This is a genomic window from uncultured Rikenella sp., assembly GCF_948810725.1.
In the GTDB taxonomy this organism is placed as follows: Bacteria; Bacteroidota; Bacteroidia; order Bacteroidales; family Rikenellaceae; genus Rikenella.
The window spans coordinates 14,886-31,505 of sequence record NZ_CAQIVA010000002.1 but is presented as its reverse complement, the minus strand read 5'-3'; the positions used below and the strand labels follow the sequence as shown (position 1 = coordinate 31,505).

General features: G+C 60.5%; 14 protein-coding genes. 7 read left to right on the top strand and 7 right to left on the bottom strand.

The genetic code is table 11. The features are described from left to right. Positions 1–394: 394 nt before the first annotated feature. Complete coding sequence (locus tag Q9S52_RS02035) at positions 395–604, bottom strand: hypothetical protein (protein ID WP_304708013.1); 210 nt, start codon at positions 602–604, stop codon at positions 395–397. Between the two features lie 73 nt (positions 605–677). On the opposite strand from Q9S52_RS02035, the gene Q9S52_RS02030 reads away from it, so the two are divergent. The 4 genes from Q9S52_RS02030 to Q9S52_RS02015 all read left to right on the top strand — a co-directional run bounded on the left by Q9S52_RS02030 (position 678) and on the right by Q9S52_RS02015 (position 4,156). After that, positions 678–1,145 (top strand): hypothetical protein, encoded by a 468-nt coding sequence (locus Q9S52_RS02030; protein ID WP_304708012.1) that lies wholly within the window; start codon positions 678–680, stop codon positions 1,143–1,145. Beyond that, on the top strand, positions 1,142–2,272 hold the full coding sequence (locus Q9S52_RS02025) for a glycoside hydrolase family 3 protein (protein WP_297626761.1): 1,131 nt from the start codon (positions 1,142–1,144) through the stop codon (positions 2,270–2,272). The genes Q9S52_RS02030 and Q9S52_RS02025 overlap by 4 nt, the downstream gene beginning before the upstream one ends. A 136-nt stretch (positions 2,273–2,408) precedes the next feature. Next, positions 2,409–3,281, top strand: a complete 873-nt coding sequence (locus Q9S52_RS02020) for a vWA domain-containing protein (RefSeq protein ID WP_297626764.1) — start codon at positions 2,409–2,411, stop codon at positions 3,279–3,281. Beyond that, positions 3,278–4,156 carry a WG repeat-containing protein gene (locus Q9S52_RS02015; protein WP_304708011.1) on the top strand — a complete coding sequence of 293 codons (879 nt, stop codon included), beginning with the start codon at positions 3,278–3,280 and terminating at the stop codon, positions 4,154–4,156. Before Q9S52_RS02020 ends, Q9S52_RS02015 begins: the two co-directional genes overlap by 4 nt. A gap of 1,141 nt (positions 4,157–5,297) precedes the next feature. Here the strand turns inward: Q9S52_RS02015 and Q9S52_RS02010 are convergent. The 6 genes from Q9S52_RS02010 to dapF all read right to left on the bottom strand — a co-directional run bounded on the left by Q9S52_RS02010 (position 5,298) and on the right by dapF (position 10,322). Beyond that, complete coding sequence (locus tag Q9S52_RS02010; protein ID WP_304708010.1) at positions 5,298–5,885, bottom strand: porin family protein; 588 nt, start codon at positions 5,883–5,885, stop codon at positions 5,298–5,300. Positions 5,886–5,920: 35 nt separating this feature from the next. After that, positions 5,921–6,586, bottom strand: coding sequence for a 4'-phosphopantetheinyl transferase superfamily protein (locus Q9S52_RS02005; RefSeq protein WP_304708009.1), 666 nt, complete (start codon positions 6,584–6,586; stop codon positions 5,921–5,923). Then, positions 6,558–7,904 carry a gliding motility-associated protein GldE gene (gene gldE / locus Q9S52_RS02000; RefSeq protein WP_304708008.1) on the bottom strand — a complete coding sequence of 449 codons (1,347 nt, stop codon included), beginning with the start codon at positions 7,902–7,904 and terminating at the stop codon, positions 6,558–6,560. Before gldE ends, Q9S52_RS02005 begins: the two co-directional genes overlap by 29 nt. A 108-nt stretch (positions 7,905–8,012) precedes the next feature. Continuing rightward, positions 8,013–8,615 carry a lipocalin family protein gene (locus tag Q9S52_RS01995; protein WP_294593955.1) on the bottom strand — a complete coding sequence of 201 codons (603 nt, stop codon included), beginning with the start codon at positions 8,613–8,615 and terminating at the stop codon, positions 8,013–8,015. 67 nt (positions 8,616–8,682) lie between these two features. Next, positions 8,683–9,498: an alpha/beta fold hydrolase gene (locus Q9S52_RS01990; RefSeq protein ID WP_304708007.1), complete on the bottom strand. Its 816-nt coding sequence runs from the start codon at positions 9,496–9,498 to the stop codon at positions 8,683–8,685. A 23-nt stretch (positions 9,499–9,521) separates the two neighbouring features. Continuing rightward, positions 9,522–10,322 carry a diaminopimelate epimerase gene (gene dapF, locus Q9S52_RS01985; RefSeq protein WP_304708006.1) on the bottom strand — a complete coding sequence of 267 codons (801 nt, stop codon included), beginning with the start codon at positions 10,320–10,322 and terminating at the stop codon, positions 9,522–9,524. A gap of 169 nt (positions 10,323–10,491) precedes the next feature. Between dapF and Q9S52_RS01980 the strand changes: the two genes are divergently transcribed. The 3 genes from Q9S52_RS01980 to Q9S52_RS01970 all read left to right on the top strand — a co-directional run bounded on the left by Q9S52_RS01980 (position 10,492) and on the right by Q9S52_RS01970 (position 16,592). Next, positions 10,492–11,259 carry a nitroreductase family protein gene (locus Q9S52_RS01980; protein WP_304708005.1) on the top strand — a complete coding sequence of 256 codons (768 nt, stop codon included), beginning with the start codon at positions 10,492–10,494 and terminating at the stop codon, positions 11,257–11,259. A 38-nt stretch (positions 11,260–11,297) separates the two neighbouring features. Continuing rightward, positions 11,298–12,956: a sialidase family protein gene (locus Q9S52_RS01975; RefSeq protein ID WP_297626791.1), complete on the top strand. Its 1,659-nt coding sequence runs from the start codon at positions 11,298–11,300 to the stop codon at positions 12,954–12,956. A 1,359-nt stretch (positions 12,957–14,315) separates the two neighbouring features. Further along, complete coding sequence (locus tag Q9S52_RS01970) at positions 14,316–16,592, top strand: GH92 family glycosyl hydrolase (protein ID WP_304708004.1); 2,277 nt, start codon at positions 14,316–14,318, stop codon at positions 16,590–16,592. Positions 16,593–16,620: the final 28 nt, after the last annotated feature.

The following is a 16,620-nucleotide window of genomic DNA, read 5'->3' as shown; positions in this document are numbered from 1 at the left end:
GTGATAACGGTCGGCCCGCAGCCCCCGGATGCGGAGGGGCCGCACAGCGTCTTTTACTGGCCGCCTCAGCCTTAATATTCGTTCTCCGCTGGCTGCGGTCGAAAACATTTGCTCTTGCGACCTTTAGGTCGCCGTCCTCGGCGAGGGCGACGCATCAGCGGCGCGTGGGGGGCGCGCCGAGGACGAATAGCTGTGCTCCAGCGACTCGCAGAATCGCGCGGGCTGAAGCCTCCCGCCGCGGAGGCCCGCAACTGTCGTTGCTGTGGGCCCCGCAGGCTTCGACCGCTTGAACTGAGAGCGAGTAGTGCGGTTCTTATGCACCGCAGGATTCAATTCAAAAGTAGAGTAGAGGCTTTTGGGCCGAAGCGGCCATTAAAAGACGCCGTGCGTCCGTTTATTCCGAGAGGCAACGTAACTGAAGACCGGTAGCCCGATGTGTAGTTCCGTTGGAGTTTAAATGTAAGGCGAAAAAGTTTAAAAAGATACCGGAAGTTGTCATGGCGTTGACAGACCAATTGGAACCATGATTTCCGACGAGCATCGGATCGCCCCATATTCCGTAATCGCCTGCGTCGCGGAAGCCCGGGGCGAGACCGATCGACACTTGAAAACTGAAGCACTCTTCTTCATTGCATCCCCTTATCTCTTCTCCCCTCGATAAATTTCGAAAATTTAGTATGAGCGAAAAAGTATATCCCCGCGAGATGCACACCGCCGAGCACCTCCTGAGCGGTACCATCGGGCGGATGTTCGGGTGCGGGCGACCCGTCACCACCCATCTGGAACGGAAAAAATCGAAAGTCGATTTCGATTTCCGGAACGTCGGGCGGAATCTCACATCGGAAGAGACTGAAACTCTTGAACAGGCTGTCAACGAGCAGATTGCCAAGCGTCTGGAGGTGACATTCGAGACGGTCTCTCGTGCTGCGGCTGCGGCCGAGTTCGACTTGTCGCATCTGCCTGTCGAAGCCGCTGAGGTAGCCGAACTGCGTGTCGTCCAGGTCGGAGATTACGACCGCTGCCTCTGCATCGGCGAACACGTGGCCAATACGGATGAAATCAGTCCGGTGCGCATTATTTCCACCGATTATGATCCGGAGAGCGGGCGGCTCCGGATCCGATTCAAACTCGAACCATCGGCATGAGAACTTCGATTGCTCTATTTTTCAGTGCTTTGCTCTCGCTTTTCGGATTGGGCGAAGCTCGGGCCCGGCAGGCGGAAGACAGCCTCCTGAGGCGGCAGATCGGCCAAATGATTATCGCCGGTTTTCGCGGATTTACCGTCACCGATAAGGTGGCTGATGCCGTGCAGCGGCTGGGGATCGGCGGTGTGATCTATTTCGACCGCGACGTGCCGTCGGCTGTCAATCGGCGCAACGTGCGTTCGCCGGAACAGTTGCAGCAGCTGAGCGCCGACCTGCAACGGCTGGCGGCCGAGGCGGGGCATCCCGAACTTTTCATCGCGATCGACCAGGAGGGCGGACGGGTGAACCGTCTGAAGCAGGCATACGGTTTTTCGAAGAGCGTTTCGGCGGCTTATCAGGGGCGGGTCGATCGGCCGGATACGACCCGGCTGTGGGCGGAGCGGACGGCCGAAAGCTGTCGGCAGGCGGGGATTAATGTCGATTTCGCCCCTTGCGTGGATGTGAACGTCAATCCGGCTTGTCCGATTGTCGGAGCTGTGGAGCGGAGCTTCTCGGCCGATCCGGAGAAGGTGGTCGCCCATGCGCGGATATGGATCGATGCTTTGCACGGGCAGGGGGTGCGGACATCCCTCAAACACTTCCCGGGCCACGGCAGTTCGCGCGCCGACAGCCATCTGGGGCTTGTCGATATCACGCGGACGTGGGAACGTGAGCGGGAGTTGGCCCCTTATCGTGCGTTGATCGGCGAAGATGGTTATGCCGATTTCGTGATGGTCGGCCATTTGGTGCATCGCGGGGTGGATACGCTGCCGGCTTCGTTGTCGCGGCGGTGGGTGACCGACGTGTTGCGCGGCGAGCTGGGATATCGCGGTTTGGTGATTACCGACGACCTGAATATGGGGGCGATTACGGAACATTATACCTTGGGCGGGGCGGTCGAACGGGCGGTCAATGCGGGGGTGGATATGATAATTGTCGGAAATAACGGCCCGGTTTTCGAACCGGATTTGACCGCTCGGACCATTGAACTGATTTTTCAGGCAGTCTGCGAAGGGCGTATCTCGCGGGCGAGAATTGCGGAGGCGAGTGGGCGAATTTCGGTGATGAAACAAAATATTTTTCAATGATAAAAGTCATTAATTTGACGATTGGATGAGTCTCTAATCTTCATTTAATCAATCGATTTTGCGTGGTTGAGAGGCGATGGTTGCCGACAAAAAAGAGTATATTTGTCGGAACCATTCGTCTCTTATTTTTTGTTCGATGAGTTATTTGGCTCGCATTACGCAAGAGTGTCCCACGGCTGTCGTGCTGCTGGTCGATCAGTCCGGCTCGATGTCCGAACCTACCCGATGGAACGGTCGGACGGTGACCAAAGCCGAAGCGGTGGCGACGGCTATCAACGCGCTGCTGGCGGAGCTGATTGCCCGCACGCGTCGCGACGGCGGATATCAGCCTTATTACGATCTGGCGGTGATGGGGTATTCCGGGTCGGAGGTGCGGTCGCTGCTTCCGACGGTGGGCGAACGATACTTTTTGCGGCCCGAAGAGCTGGCCGACAATCCGGTCGCTACGCGCGATGTGCAGCGGCTCCGGACGTTGCCCGATGGACGACAGATGGCTACCGTGGTGCGCGAACGGGTGTGGGTGCAACCGGCTTCGGAGTGGAATACGCCGATGGTCGCGGCTTTCGGAGTGGTCTATAAGTTGCTGAAACAGTGGTGTGACAGGCACAAAGGGAGGCCTTGTTATCCGCCCACGGTCATCCACATCACCGACGGTGAGGCGACCGACGGTACGGCGCGCGAGGTAGCGGCAGCGGCCCAACGGCTGCGTTCGCTGGGGACAATGGACGGTTCGGTTTTGTTGATGAACGTACATATCTCGGCGGCCGAGGCGGAACCGGTACTCTTTCCGGCTGTGGCGGAGGAGTTGCCTGAGGAACGGTATGCGCGGCTGCTTTTCGATATTTCGAGCCCGATGCCGGATTTGTATCGCGACGAGATCGCGTGGCTGACGGGACGTGAGACGGGCGGCGAGGGGATGGCGGTGCGCGGAATGGCTTATCGGGCGAATATGACTGACCTCGTGCGGATGATGAATATCGGCACGGCAACTTCCGATTTGTTGGTATGAACGACAAAGAGAAATTCCTATTTCCTTCGACGACCGACTACCTCGAAGCGGTGGCCAATCCGACGGGCCGTTTTGCTACGCTGGCGGGGATTGCGGCGGTGACGGATCGGGCGGGCGAACCGGATTACACGGTGGGGACGGGTCGGGTGACTTTTCGGGTCGTGCGGGAGGGGCGACCGGTTGAATTGACTTGTTTTACGACGACGGCGGGGTATGCCGGAGCGGGGCGGTACGGCGAGTTGCTGGAGGATGAGATTTATGTTTTTCGGCATGACGGAACGGGGACTTATTATCCGGTGGCGTGGCGTCCGGTCTCGGATCCGGCGGATTGTCCGGTTGCGTGCGATGAACTTACGGAGGGGCGGTTGTGCGAGGGGCGGCGGCTGGTGGTGCGGAACGGTCGGTTCGGCTTTCTGGACGAGGAGGGGAGCACGGTGGTGGAGGCTCGCTATCTGTGGGCGGACGATTTCAGCGAGGGGCGTGCTCCGGTCGCGGTGCGGGCGGCGGTGGGCGAGGGGATGAGGATGGGGCTGATCGACCGGGAGGGTGGAGTGGTGATCGAGGCGGTGTATGACGATTTATCGTGGGATGGTTCTCGGTATGCCTATGTCGATCGGGGAGGGCGGCATGGGTGTCTGGATCGTATGGGGCGGGTGGTTGTGCCGTTGGAATATGAGGGGATGGGGGAGTTCGATCATGGTTTTGCGGTGGTGTGGCGCGAGGGGCGGTATGGTTATGTGGATGAGGGAGGCGAGTTGGTGGGAGCAGGCCTGGCGTATGCCGAGGCGTGGTCGGCGGAGGAGGATGGAACGGCTCAGGTACGGCGTTTGGAGGTGCAATCGGGAGGTTTGGAACGGATTAAGTTGCGGAAATAGCTGGGTGGGGAGGCGCGCGAACAAAGAACGGGGGTAGAGGCTGGCAGTGGAAATGCGCGAGCATTTCCCGTCCACGGGACGTGGGGCCTGCGCGGCCCGAGCGCAGTACCCTCCTGTCGAACAGCCGCGCGCCACGCCTAAAGAAGCGATTCAACTATTTCGGCGATGAGCCGAAATAGAATGAATCGCGCAGGCGCGCGAATAAAGAACTACGCGCGAAATCCGTCGCCCGCGGCGGAGCGACAGCGGAGCCGCAGTGAGGCTGACACGGGGCCGAGAGTTGGGGCGAGCTCGTTCTTCGGGCGGGAAAACCGTAACCGGTTTTTCCGCCGCGCCGGGCCGAGCTTTGGGCTGGAATTTGGGCGGTGAGTTGGGCTGTGCTGTTGGCCGGGCATTTGTCCAAGCTTTTGCGACTCGCAGAGTCGCGCAGTTCGCCGCCACCCCGCGCGGCGGACTTCCCATGATGGGGCGGTGCTTATGCGACCCCAAGGGTCGCCGGCCCTGTCGCCCAGCGGCTTTGCCGCTCGGGGGAGTGGGCGACAGGCCGAACCTGAAAGAATGGGACGAGCTTTGGGCGGTGGGTTGGGGTTTGTTTTGGGTCAAGCTCCTGCGGCTCGTAGAGCCGCGCGGGCCGAAGCCTCCCGCAGCGGAGGCCCGCAACTCGTGAAGCTCGTTTTGGGCCTCGCAGGCTTCAACCCGCTAAGGTAATTGCACTTTTGTAGACTTAGGCTCCTCCGCTGGCTCCGGCCGCCCCAATGGGGCTACATGTAGAGGCGCCTAAAAATAGTTCCAGCCCCTTGCTTCCCGTAAACGTGCAGCCCGTTTATTCCGAGAGGCAACGCAACAGACGACCGTAAGTGCGACCGTCAGCGATGCTGGGATGGAGCGTTTGCGTGTGGAAGTACAAGAACCGGCTGTTTTCTTCGCTGATCGTGGACGACCAAATAGAACCGTGACTGCCGACGCTGTACCATCCGCCCGTTGAGCCGCTGCGGTAGCCCGGGGCGGAAAGGGATTCAGCCCCCGCATTCTCAATAGACTGTTTCTGCTCCGGAGCTATCCGTCTTTATCCAAACTATAAAAAAGAGAGGGAAGCGACACTTCAATGTGTCGCTTCCCTCCGGTTTTAGTCATGATTGAATTAGAAGCGAACCCCGGCCGTCAGCTGGAAGACGTTGTTCCGAGAGTTGCCGGCTTTCAACGCGTGGCTTACCCCGAAATTGTACCGGGCATCCAGCACGATCGGCCCGAAGTCGTAAGAAATACCGACCGGAATGGCTACTTCAGCCGTGTGGAATGCATTTCCGACTCCGTCTTTCGTTTTAGTGCCGTCGATCTTGGTGATCGAACTTGCGCCGAGGCAGAAGCCGGCCTGAACCCCCGTCTTCAGGGCAAGGTTCTGGGTCACATAGAAGTTGGCCAGCACCGGCACGTTCAGGTAGTCGCTCTTGAGGCGCGTTTTGATTTTCGTACCGTCGATCGTCTCTTTGTTAGTTACGCCTTGTCGCGAATAGAGCACTTCGCCCGAAAGACCGAACCAGTCGACACGATACTCGGTGAAGATACCGGCTGTGAATCCGACTTTGGCGTTCATGTCCGTGTGGCTCATGTTCGACACGGTCATCCCGGCCTTAGGTCCCCAGGTGAACGTTTTTTGTGCGGAAGCGGTCGATACGCCGGCGATCATCGCTGCGGCTGCTGCCATGGAGAGAATAGCGTACTTTTTCATAACTGTAAATTTTTATAGGTTTAGGATAAAGTTATCTATTTGACCAGCCCGCAGACTCCGAGTAACTCTTCGTAAACGAAAGAGGCAAGGATTACGCGAACTGTCTCCACAGTCATTATCAAAGGTTGTGCCACACTCGGCGATTCGAGTCGAATATCACGGGCGAAATCCGTTTCGGGCCCTCCTGCCGCCTTGTAGGCTGCCTCTTTGGCGCACCAGAGCCATAAGGCCGGTCGGGAGGGAAAGATGCGGGCTGCTGTCGCCAATTCGCCCGGCGCGGCGATGCGAGCTGCTGCCCGGCTCGCATCCCGGTCGAGCCGTTCGATGTCGATGCCGCACCGCCCTGCGGTCGAAGCCGCTACGGCTGCCCAGCCGGTTGTGTGTGAGATAGAGATGTCCTGTTTTGTCGATGGCGACACCAGCCGGGGGCGCCCTTGGGGCGTGTATGAGATTCGTCCGCCCAGCTCTTCGCAGACCAGCATCCGCGTTCCGAGCCACTCGCGTCGCCGCTGTCCGCCGGAGCGACCGGTCGCTTCCGGAAAGGTTTCGAATACGGCCTGTTCTGTGTCCGTCAGTTGCGCCCGCTCCAAGAGTTCCGCCTCTGTGAAGGCCTCCAAAGGCGCCAGCCACACCGAAAATTCCGTTCCGTCGATCGGGATCGGGATCGTTCGGCTACTCTTTCTCTTCGTTCGTGTCGTCATGGTTCCCGTCCGTCGCCTCGTCGGGTTGCAGAAAAGTGACTTCCACTTCGGTAATGCGTCGGTTCTCAACGCGCAAAGCCTTGAATTCGATATCTCCTTCCTGTACGCTCTCCCCTTCGCAGAAAAATTCGCCGCGAATCTCCAGCATCAATCCCGCCAGGGTGTCCGCGTCGCCCCGCGCTCCGTCCAGCAGCCCGTCGGGCAGCTCCAGCACGCGGAGAAAATCGCCCAGATGGGTCCGTCCTTCGAAGATGTACCGGTGGTCGTCGATCTGGCGGAAGAAGTCGTCTTCGGTGTCCGATTCGTCGGCAATCTCGCCGACGATCTCTTCCAGAATGTCTTCCAGCGAGGCGATCCCGAGCGTCCCGCCGTATTCGTCCACGACGACGGCAATGTGGATTTTCCGCTTCTGGAAATCTTCGAGCAGGTCGTTGATCTTTTTATGTTCGGGCACGAAATAGGCCGGCCGGAGTAGCTGTTGCCAGTTGAAGCTGGCGTCGGCTCCCAGATGGGGCAGCAGGTCTTTGACGTAGAGAATCCCGCGGATGTCGTCAAGGTTTTCGTGGTAGACGGGAATGCGCGAGAATCCGCTCTCGACCACCGTCTGTTTCACGTCGGCGAAGGTCGCGCCGATCTCCAGCGCCCTGACGTCGATGCGCGGTTTCATAATTTGATCGACTTCGGTCGCGGCGAACCGGACGATGCCGGTCAGCATCTTTTTATCGTCTTCAGAGTCGGTCTCGGCAATCTCGATGGCGTCGGTCAGATCGGTCACCGAGAGATTGCTCTGTTTCCGGGCCAACGCCCGGGTAATCACGCCTCCGGTGCGAATCAGAATGGCCGACAGGGGCCGGAACAGACGCTGGAGCGACAGGAGCGGAACGCTCATCCGCTGGGCGAACGAGAGGCTGTTGTAGGCGGCGAAAATTTTGGGCATGATCTCGCCGAAAAGCAGGAGCAGGAAGGTGACGATAATCACCTTGACGATGAATTCCAGTGCGGTCGCCCCGCCGAATACCACCATACCGTCAATCAGGGAGTTGGCGGCGAGGATGGCGCCGATATTGACCAGATTATTGGTAATCAGGATGGTGGAGAGGAGACGGTCTTTGTCGTCGAGCAGCCGGAGGGCGGCCTGTGCCTGCGTGCCGTCCGACTCTTCGAGTTCGTGGATGTCGTTCGGTGAGAGCGAGAAAAAAGCGGTTTCGGAGCCGGACACCAAGGCCGAAACGATCAGCAGCCCGATGAGTGCGGCGAGAATCCAAAGCAGTTGCGGGTTGAACGGGAGAAATGCGATCCCTTGAAAATAGTCGTCCATAATCGGGGGTAAAGATAGCGATTTTTCGGCGATCCGGGGGCTAAAAACGCTTCGGTCTCGCCGGAACGAATCCGGCGAGACCGATGCGAGAGTCGAAACGGGCCGACGCTATTTCTGCCGTCCGAGCCGCCAGGCGACATGTCCGTTCCCGTGTCCCAGCACGAGCGAGTCGGCGTCGAGCCGCAGAACGGTCAGGGTGTCGCACATCGGCAGGGTTTGGCCGTTCCCGATGCTTTCGCCGGTCAGGATCAGGGCCTTCGGAGCCGTCAGGTTCCAGCCGGTGATCTGCAATGTCGCCATCCCGATCGAAGCGGCAGTCCCGTCTTCGTTCAGCGCGAATCCCTGCACCGCGGTCGAATCGATCGGATTCGGTTCCACCCACTGGCCTTGGATATAGAAGTAAGGCGAGTGGGCCGTGACGTTCAATTCCTGCGCTTCGAGCGCGTTGTGGCCCTGTACTTCGATCGTCCGGCAGGTCAGGCTGACCGAGTCGTCGACCAGTACCCCCTGTACTTTGGCCGGATCGGCGCCCAGCGTGCTGATGGTCAGGGTGTCTCCGGCTTCGGTCCGTACGGTGACGGTGTTCATCGAGGCGTCCAAGACCCGACCGTTTACGGTTTCGGTTTGTGCTGTTTTGGGGCCGCAGGCGGTCATCCAGCCACAAGCGACAGCTGCTGCGAAGAGCGCTGTCCGTGCAATGCGATGGTTCATAAATGATCGTGTTAAATGGTTTGTCTTCAGTGGACAAAGGTACTCAAAAACGGGTAACGATCCGTGCTTATTTGCCTCCTTGGGCGACGGTCGTCAGAAATTCTTTCAGAATCGACAGCGATTCGGACGGCTGTTCGATGAATCCCATGTGCCCCGACCGTTCGAGCCACGCCACGCGTGCCTGTGGCTGTGCCGCGGCCATCGCTTCGGCCGCCTCCGCCGGAATATAGTTGTCGCCCCGGCCGAAAATCATCAGTTCGGGGATGCCGAAACCGCGCATCTCGTCGTTGCGATCCAGCCGCCGCGACATCCCTCGCAGCACGGCCGCGATCGCGGCGTCTTCCGTCATCATCACCTGTTCCGAGAGCTCTTCGATCGCCTCGGAGCATCGTTTCAGGTTGGCCTCCGCAAAGCCTTTGCCGGGATTGACGCGCGCCAGCATCTCTTTTTTACCTGCTTCGATCAGCTCGATTTCGCGCTGCCGGTTGGCCGCTTTTTCGGGTGTGTCGGCGTTCGGCGAGGAGTGGAACAGCACCAGCCCCTCCACCTGTTCCGGGTGGTTCGCAGCGAGCGCCAGCGCGACGTAACCGCCCATCGAATGGCCCACGACCGTGCATTTTTCCACCCCGGCGACCCTCAACACGGCCGATACGGTGTCGGCCATGTAGTCGATGTCGATTACGTCGCGGTCGCCCCACTCCGAAAAGCCGTGGCCCGGCAGATCGACCCGAATCACGCGGTACTCCTTGCCCAGCTCGCCGGCGAAGTCGTCCCAAACTTCGATCGATTCCAAATAGCCGTGCAGCAATACGACGACTTGCGTCCCTTTCCCGGCGTCGGCATAGCGCACCGGTGTGCCGTCGGCGATGACGAATTTTTCCATGTCCGTTCGATTTTTATGGTCGGTTAAATTTCGATTTCTCCTTCGAAAATGCGTTCCGCCGGCCCGGTCAGCCGGATGTCGGCGAAAGTTCCGGTCTCGGTCTCGGCGAAGGTCACCCCCAGTATCCCGCCGCGTGTTTCGACCGTGAAATCGAAGCACTCCGGTTGCCGGACGGCATGCGTCACGAGTGCCGCAGCTGTCACGCCGGTGCCGCAGGCCCAGGTCTCGGCCTCCACGCCGCGTTCGAAGGTGCGCACCCGGATCCGTCCCTCGCCCGCCACCTCCACGAAATTGACGTTCGTGCCGCCGATGGCTTCGAAGTCGGCCCGCCGCCGGATCGTTGCGCCGAGCCGCTCCACGTCGAGTCCGTCCAGCCGGTCGGTGAATTCGACGTAGTGCGGCGAGCCGGTGAAGAGGAACCACGAACGACCGTCGGCCAGCTTTTCCGGCGCTCCGGTGTCGATCATCTGCAACCGGACGAGGCGGTCGTCGAGCAGTTCGGCCGTGTGGATGCCGTCGCTGCTGTCGAACCGTTTGACGCGGCCGCCGATGCCGAGGTGGTCGGCGAAGCGGACGATACACCGCCCGCCGTTGCCGCACATGGTGGATTCGCCGCCGTCGGCGTTGTAGTAGCGCATCCGGAAGTCGCAGCCGGGTGTCGCGCTGTTTTCGAGGGTCATCAGGCCGTCGGCGCCGATGCCGAACCGCCGCTCGCAGAGGGCGCGTATCTCCGGACGGGTCAGGGCGGGGGCGTCGTGTCGGGCGTCGAGCAGGATGAAGTCGTTCCCGGCGCCCTGGTATTTGGCGAATCGCACGTTTTTCATATCGGCAAATATAGCTTTTTATGCGTTTCCCCGGGTGACGGATATTTGCGGACGCGGGCGAGCGTTGGGGGTGGCTTGGCGGATATGCATTTAAATCCTATATTTGTACAATGGGCACAGGGGGCTGCTCCGGTGCCGGAGGTCTGAAATTTTCGAAACAGCGTATGATATGATACCAGAAATAGCGAACCATCGCAGTGTCCGGAATTTCCAGCCGGGGCGACTGATTCCCGATTCGCTGATGACCGAATTGCTGGCTGCCGCGGCGCGGGCGTCGACGGTCGGAAACATGCAACTCTACAGTATCGTGGTGACGTCGGCTGGTTCGCCGGTTTTCGGAGAGCTCGGGCCGTGCCATTTCAACCAGCCGGCGGCGACCGGAGCGGGGGCGTTGGTGACTTTCTGCGCCGACGTGCACCGCTTTTCGATATGGTGCCGGCAGCGCGGGGCGGAGCCGGGGTACGACAACCTGCAGTGGTTCGTGAACGGTGCGATCGATGCGCTGCTGGCTTCGCAGAACTTCTCGTTAGAGGCGGAGGCTAACGGGTTGGGGATTTGTTATCTCGGGACGACGACTTACAATGCGGCGGATATCGTGCGGATCCTGCACTTGCCGCGCGGGGTGGTGCCGGTGACGACGGTAGCGGTGGGGTATCCGGCGGAGCCGCTGCCGGAGCTGACCGACCGGCTGCCGCTGGAGGCGGTCGTGCATCGGGATACCTATCGGGACTATACGCCGGAGTGGATCGACGAGGTGTGGGCGGCGCGGGAGGCGTCGGAGGAGACGGCGCGACTGCTGGCGGAGAATGAGTTGCCGAATCTGGCGCGGATTTTCACCGAACGGCGGTATACGACGGCGGACAACCTCCGCTTTTCGCGGGCTTATCTCGACGTGTTGCGCGGACAGGGCATGTTCGAGTTCGACCTGAAAGACTGAAACCCTTTTTTTGACACGCATACTTCCCAATTCAAACGATGAAAAAGTTTCTTTTGTTCCTCCTGCCGGTCATCGGTGCGGCGGGTTGGCGTTCGGCTCAGGCCCAGACGGTTTTCGTTCACGAACCGACCATTCCGGTGGTTGTCGGGCGTGCCAATAATATTATTTTCGACCTGCGGGTGACGCCGACGATCGACAGTCTCTATATGAGCGGCGTGACGATCGAGTTTCCGGAAAAGGACTTGCCGTATATCGAGGCGGTGCGGGTCTTTTACACCGGAACCACGTCGATGCTCGGCTCGCGCACGGCGTCGTCCGGGCTGGCGCACGGCATAGCGGAGTATGGCGGGGGACAGACGGTTTACGACCATCCGGCTTATGCCATGCTGCTGGCTCAGGATACGACGGTGGCGGCGCAACGGGATGGGACGGTGACTTTGCGTTTCGATCAGCGGCTTTTCCCGTGGACGAATTACTTTTATGTCAGTCTGGCGGTGGCGAAGGATACGCCGCTGACTTTCAAGTTCGAACCGCAGGTCAAAGAGGTGCTTTTCAACGGGAGTGCGCAGGGGAGGATTACCCGCACGCGGCGGGCGGACGGACATCGGTTGGCGCTGGCGGTGCGGACGGCGGGGGACGACGGGGTGCATACCTATCGGATTCCGGGGCTGGCGACGACGGCCGAAGGGACGTTGCTCGGGGTGTATGACGTGCGGAATCACAACAATATCGATTTGCAGGAGGATGTGCAGGTGGGGCTGAGCCGGAGTACGGACGGGGGACGGACGTGGGAGCCGATGCGGCGGGTGATGGATTTGACTGCGTACGGTTCGTTGCCCCGGTCGCAGAACGGGGTGGGCGACCCTTCGATTCTGGTGGACCCTTTGCGGGGGCGGACGTGGGTGATGGCGTTGTGGAACCACGGGATGGGCGGCGGACGCGGCTGGTGGGCGTCGCACAACAATGCGATGACGCCGGAGGAGCAGACGGGGCAGGTGTTGCTGGTGCACAGCGACGATGACGGGCGGACGTGGTCGGAACCGGTCAATATCACGGCGCAGATCAAGGATCCGACGTGGCATTTGATTCTCCAGGGGCCGGGGCGCGGGATCGTGATGCAGGACAGTACGCTGGTCTTCCCGATTCAGTGGACGGATTCGACGCATATGCCGTTCGCGTCGGTGGTTTGGAGTCGCGACAACGGACGGACGTGGACGATCGGTGCGCCGGCGTTCACCAACACTACGGAAGCACAGGTGGTAGAAATTGAACCGGGGGTATTGATGCTGAACATGCGGCGGAACGGGGGCGATAGCCGGGCGATCTGCGTGACGCGCGATATGGGTCGGACGTGGGAGGAGCATGCGACTTCGCGCAGTGCTTTGCGTGAGCCGGTCTGCATGGCGAGCCTGATCCGGGTGCCGGCGGCGGAGAATGAGTTGGGGCGGGATTTGCTGCTGTTTTCGAATCCGGATACGACGCAGACGAGAGCGAAGATTACGATCAAGGCGAGCTTGGACGGGGGGGCGACGTGGCTGCCGGAGAACCAGTTGTTGTTGGATGAGGAGCCGGGTTGGGGGTATTCTTGCCTGACGATGATCGATCCTCGGACGGTGGGAATTTTGTACGAGAGCAGTGTGGCTCAGATGGCTTTTCAGGCGATTCCGCTCCGTGATATTGTCCGGAAGGAGCGGTAGGGCTTTTGTGCAGTGCGTAGGTTGGGGAGAGCTGCCACTTGCCCGTTGCGGGCCCGCGCGGCGTCGCGCGGGCGAAGAATGGGGGTAGAGGCTGCCGCAGCAAAACGAAGTTTTGCCCGTCCACGGGACGTGGGGCCCGCGCGGCCCGAGCGCAGTACCCTCAAACTAAAACGCGCGCCAACGCCTAAAGACGCGCGAAAAAACTTGCCCACTCACGAAAACTCCGTCGCCCGCCCGCGTAAAGAGGGATTTCACTCGTTTTGCGGTGAGCAAAATCGAGATGAAATCCCAGCGGGCGACGGCAAAACGCGGCGGAGCGACAGCGGAGCCGCAGTGAGGCGGACACGGGGCGGAGAACTGGGGCGAGCTTTGGGCCGTGCCTGTTCTTCAGGCGCGAAAACCGATTACGGTTTTCGCGCCGCGCCGGGCCGAGCATGGGGCTGAGATTTGGGCAGTGGATTGGGCTGAGCTGTTGGCCGGGCTTTGGGCATTGCTCTTGCGACCCTTTGGGTCGCGCAGTTCGCCGCCACCCCACGCGGCGGGCTGCAACTCGTCGGAGCTCGTTGCTGCTCTCCGCTGGTGGCGAACTGTTATAGGTCGAGAGCGAGTAGCGCGATTCGCAGAATCGCCGTCCTCGGCGAGGGCGTCGCTTTAGCGGGGCGCGCTGAGGACGAACCTCATAGCAAAGAGGCCGTGCTCTTGCGGCTCTTTGAGCCGCCGGGCCTGCGCGCTGGGCCTTCGGCCCACCCCCGGAGCGCGCAGCCCGAACCCAACAGAATTGGACGAAAGTCCGAAACCAAATGAGCCGAGCTTCTGCGACCCAACGGGTCGCGCGGGCCGGCCGCCTGCCCTCGGGCGGCCCGCAACACGCCGCTTGCGCGTCGAGAGTTGCTGTTCCTCCCGTGCGTCCGACCCGCTTACTGCGCGCTTCTGCTTACTGGGGTGTGCTTTTGTGATTCGGGTCGGAGCCAGCGTGGCCGGAAACGAGCATCGCGACGTTGCAGGCCTACGCCTGGGGTGGCTCCGGCCCGGGCGGTTCTACGAACCGCAGGGATGCACTCAAAACGCAAATAGGGTAACTCCAGTCCCTTGCCCCCTGCGGGCCCGCGCCCCGTTTATTCCGAGAGGCAACGCAACTGAAAACCGAAGGCACGAGGACTGCCGCCGTTAGGAATAAGGCTTTGCGGATGGAAGTATAAGAACATGCCGCCGGTCTCATCTATCGTAGAACACCAGCTGTACCCGTGGCTGCCGAGATTGTTCAAAAGGCCCGAGTACGCGTGGCGGCAGCCCGGGGCGGGGCCATCGACAGCCGGCCGCTGTGAATGATTGAGATATATTCAAAAAACGACTGAAAATATGAGAACTTCGATCCATGGATTATGGAGCCTCGTTTTGGGAGCCGCTTTGCTGGCCGGCTGCCGGACTGCTGCGAACGATCAGGAGCGCGATCTCGCACAGTTCGTCGATCCCCGGATCGGATCTGGCGGACACGGACACGTCTTTGTCGGAGCCAACGTGCCGTTCGGAGCCGTACAGCTCGGGCCTACGAATATCAGTCAGGGATGGGACTGGTGTTCCGGCTACCATGTCAGCGACACCACCGTCATCGGCTTTGCCCATACCCATCTCAGCGGTACCGGGATCGGTGATAAGGGCGATGTGTTGCTGATGCCGCTGACGGGGACATTGACCGCTCCGGTGAAGGCGCAGAACTATCTGTCCACCTACTCCCACGACCGGGAGGAGGCGCAGGCGGGATACTACAAGACCCGGCTCGACCGGTACGGAATCGACGCCGAATTGACCGCTACGCCGCGCGTCGGTCTCCATCGATACACCTATCCCGCTACGGATTCGGCGCGGGTGCTCGTCAATCTCTTCAACGGCATCGGCTGGGACTGGCCGACGGAGTTGAAGATTCGGGCCGTGAACGACTCCACTGTTGAAGGGTATCGCCTCTCGCGGGGATGGGCTGAGGACGATCGGGTCTATTTTGTGGCCGAGTTCTCGAAACCGTTCAAAAACATCGCCGTGTATGCCGATACCACCGTGTTTCCGGCTAAAGAGGGGCGACCGGCGCGGACGGTGGTGACGCCGGAGGCATATGCGGTGTTCGATTTCGGGCCGTTGACCGAAGGAGAGACGGTGGAGGCTCGTGTGGCGATTTCGGGGGTGAGCGTGGCAGGCGCTAAGGCCAATTTATTGGCGGAGGCGCGCGGCCAGGGATTCGACGAAACCCGTGCGGCGGCGCGGAGGGAGTGGAACGACCTGTTGGCCCATATGTCCGTCGAGACGACCGATACGGCCCGCCTGCGGACGTTTTATACCGCGCTTTATCATGCATCGATTTTCCCGGCTGTTTTCAACGACGTGACGGGTGAATACCGGGGGGCCGACGGCAGGATTTATGCGGATTCGAGTGCCGATATCTATACGATTTTCTCGCTGTGGGATACCTATCGGGCGGCCAATCCGCTCTATACCCTCACTGCGCCGGAGCGCGTGGGCGATTTCGTGAACTCCTTCATCCGGATTTATGAGCAACAGGGGAAGGTGCCGGTGTGGCATCTGGCGGGGAACGAGACGAATTGCATGGTCGGATTTCCTTCGGTGCAAGTCATTGCGGATGCGATACTCAAGGATATTCCGGGGTTTGACCGCGAGAAAGCGTATGAGGCGATCCGGGCCTATGCGCAGCTCGATGAACGGGGGTTGCGTCAGGTACGCGAGCGCGGCTACATCCCGGCCGACGAGGAGGGCGAGTCGGTGGCCAAGGCGCTGGAGTACTGCATCAGCGACTGGAGCGTGGCGCAGGCGGCCCGCAAGTTGGGGCGAGAGAAGGATTACGACTATTTTATGGAGCGGTCGAAAAATTACCGCCATTACTTCGACTCGACGGACTGCTTTATGAAAGGGCGGCTGGCCGACGGCTCGTTCCGGACACCGTTCAATCCGGACTACTCGACCCACCGGGGAGATGATTTTTGCGAGGGCAATGCCTGGCAATATACGTGGCTCGTGCCGCACGACTTCGAAGGGCTCTTCGCCTTGTTCCCCAGTCCGGAGGCGGTTGAAGCGAAGTTGGACAGTACGTTTACCGTGCCGTATAACGGCGGGCCGGAGGCTTCGCCCGATATTTCGGGCCTGATCGGCCAGTATGCCCAAGGCAACGAACCGAACCACTCGACGATCTATGCCTATGCTTACCTCGGGAAGCAGTGGAAGACCGCCCGGCTGGCGCGGCGGATTCTGGACGAATTTTTCGACGATACGGTCGAGGGGCTGTGCGGGAACGAAGACTGCGGCCAGATGTCGGCCTGGTATGTCTTCAATGCGCTGGGCTTCTATCCGGCCAATCCGGCCAACGGCGCGTTTGTGCTGGGGAGTCCGGTTTTCGACCGGGTCACGTTCCCGGTTGCAGGGAATAAGCGATTTACCGTCGTGGCGGAAAACAACGGGCCGGAGAATATCTACATTCAGTCCGCCACGCTGAACGGCGAGCCCTACTCGAAGGCCTATATCACCTATCGGGATATCATGGGCGGCGGAGAACTGCGGTTGGTGATGGGCCCTCGGCCGAACGAAGCGTTCGGGGCCGGGCTGGCCGATCGGCCTCGTTCGGCGGTCGAATAGCGGCGGAGGGAACCCGTCCGGGGCGAAA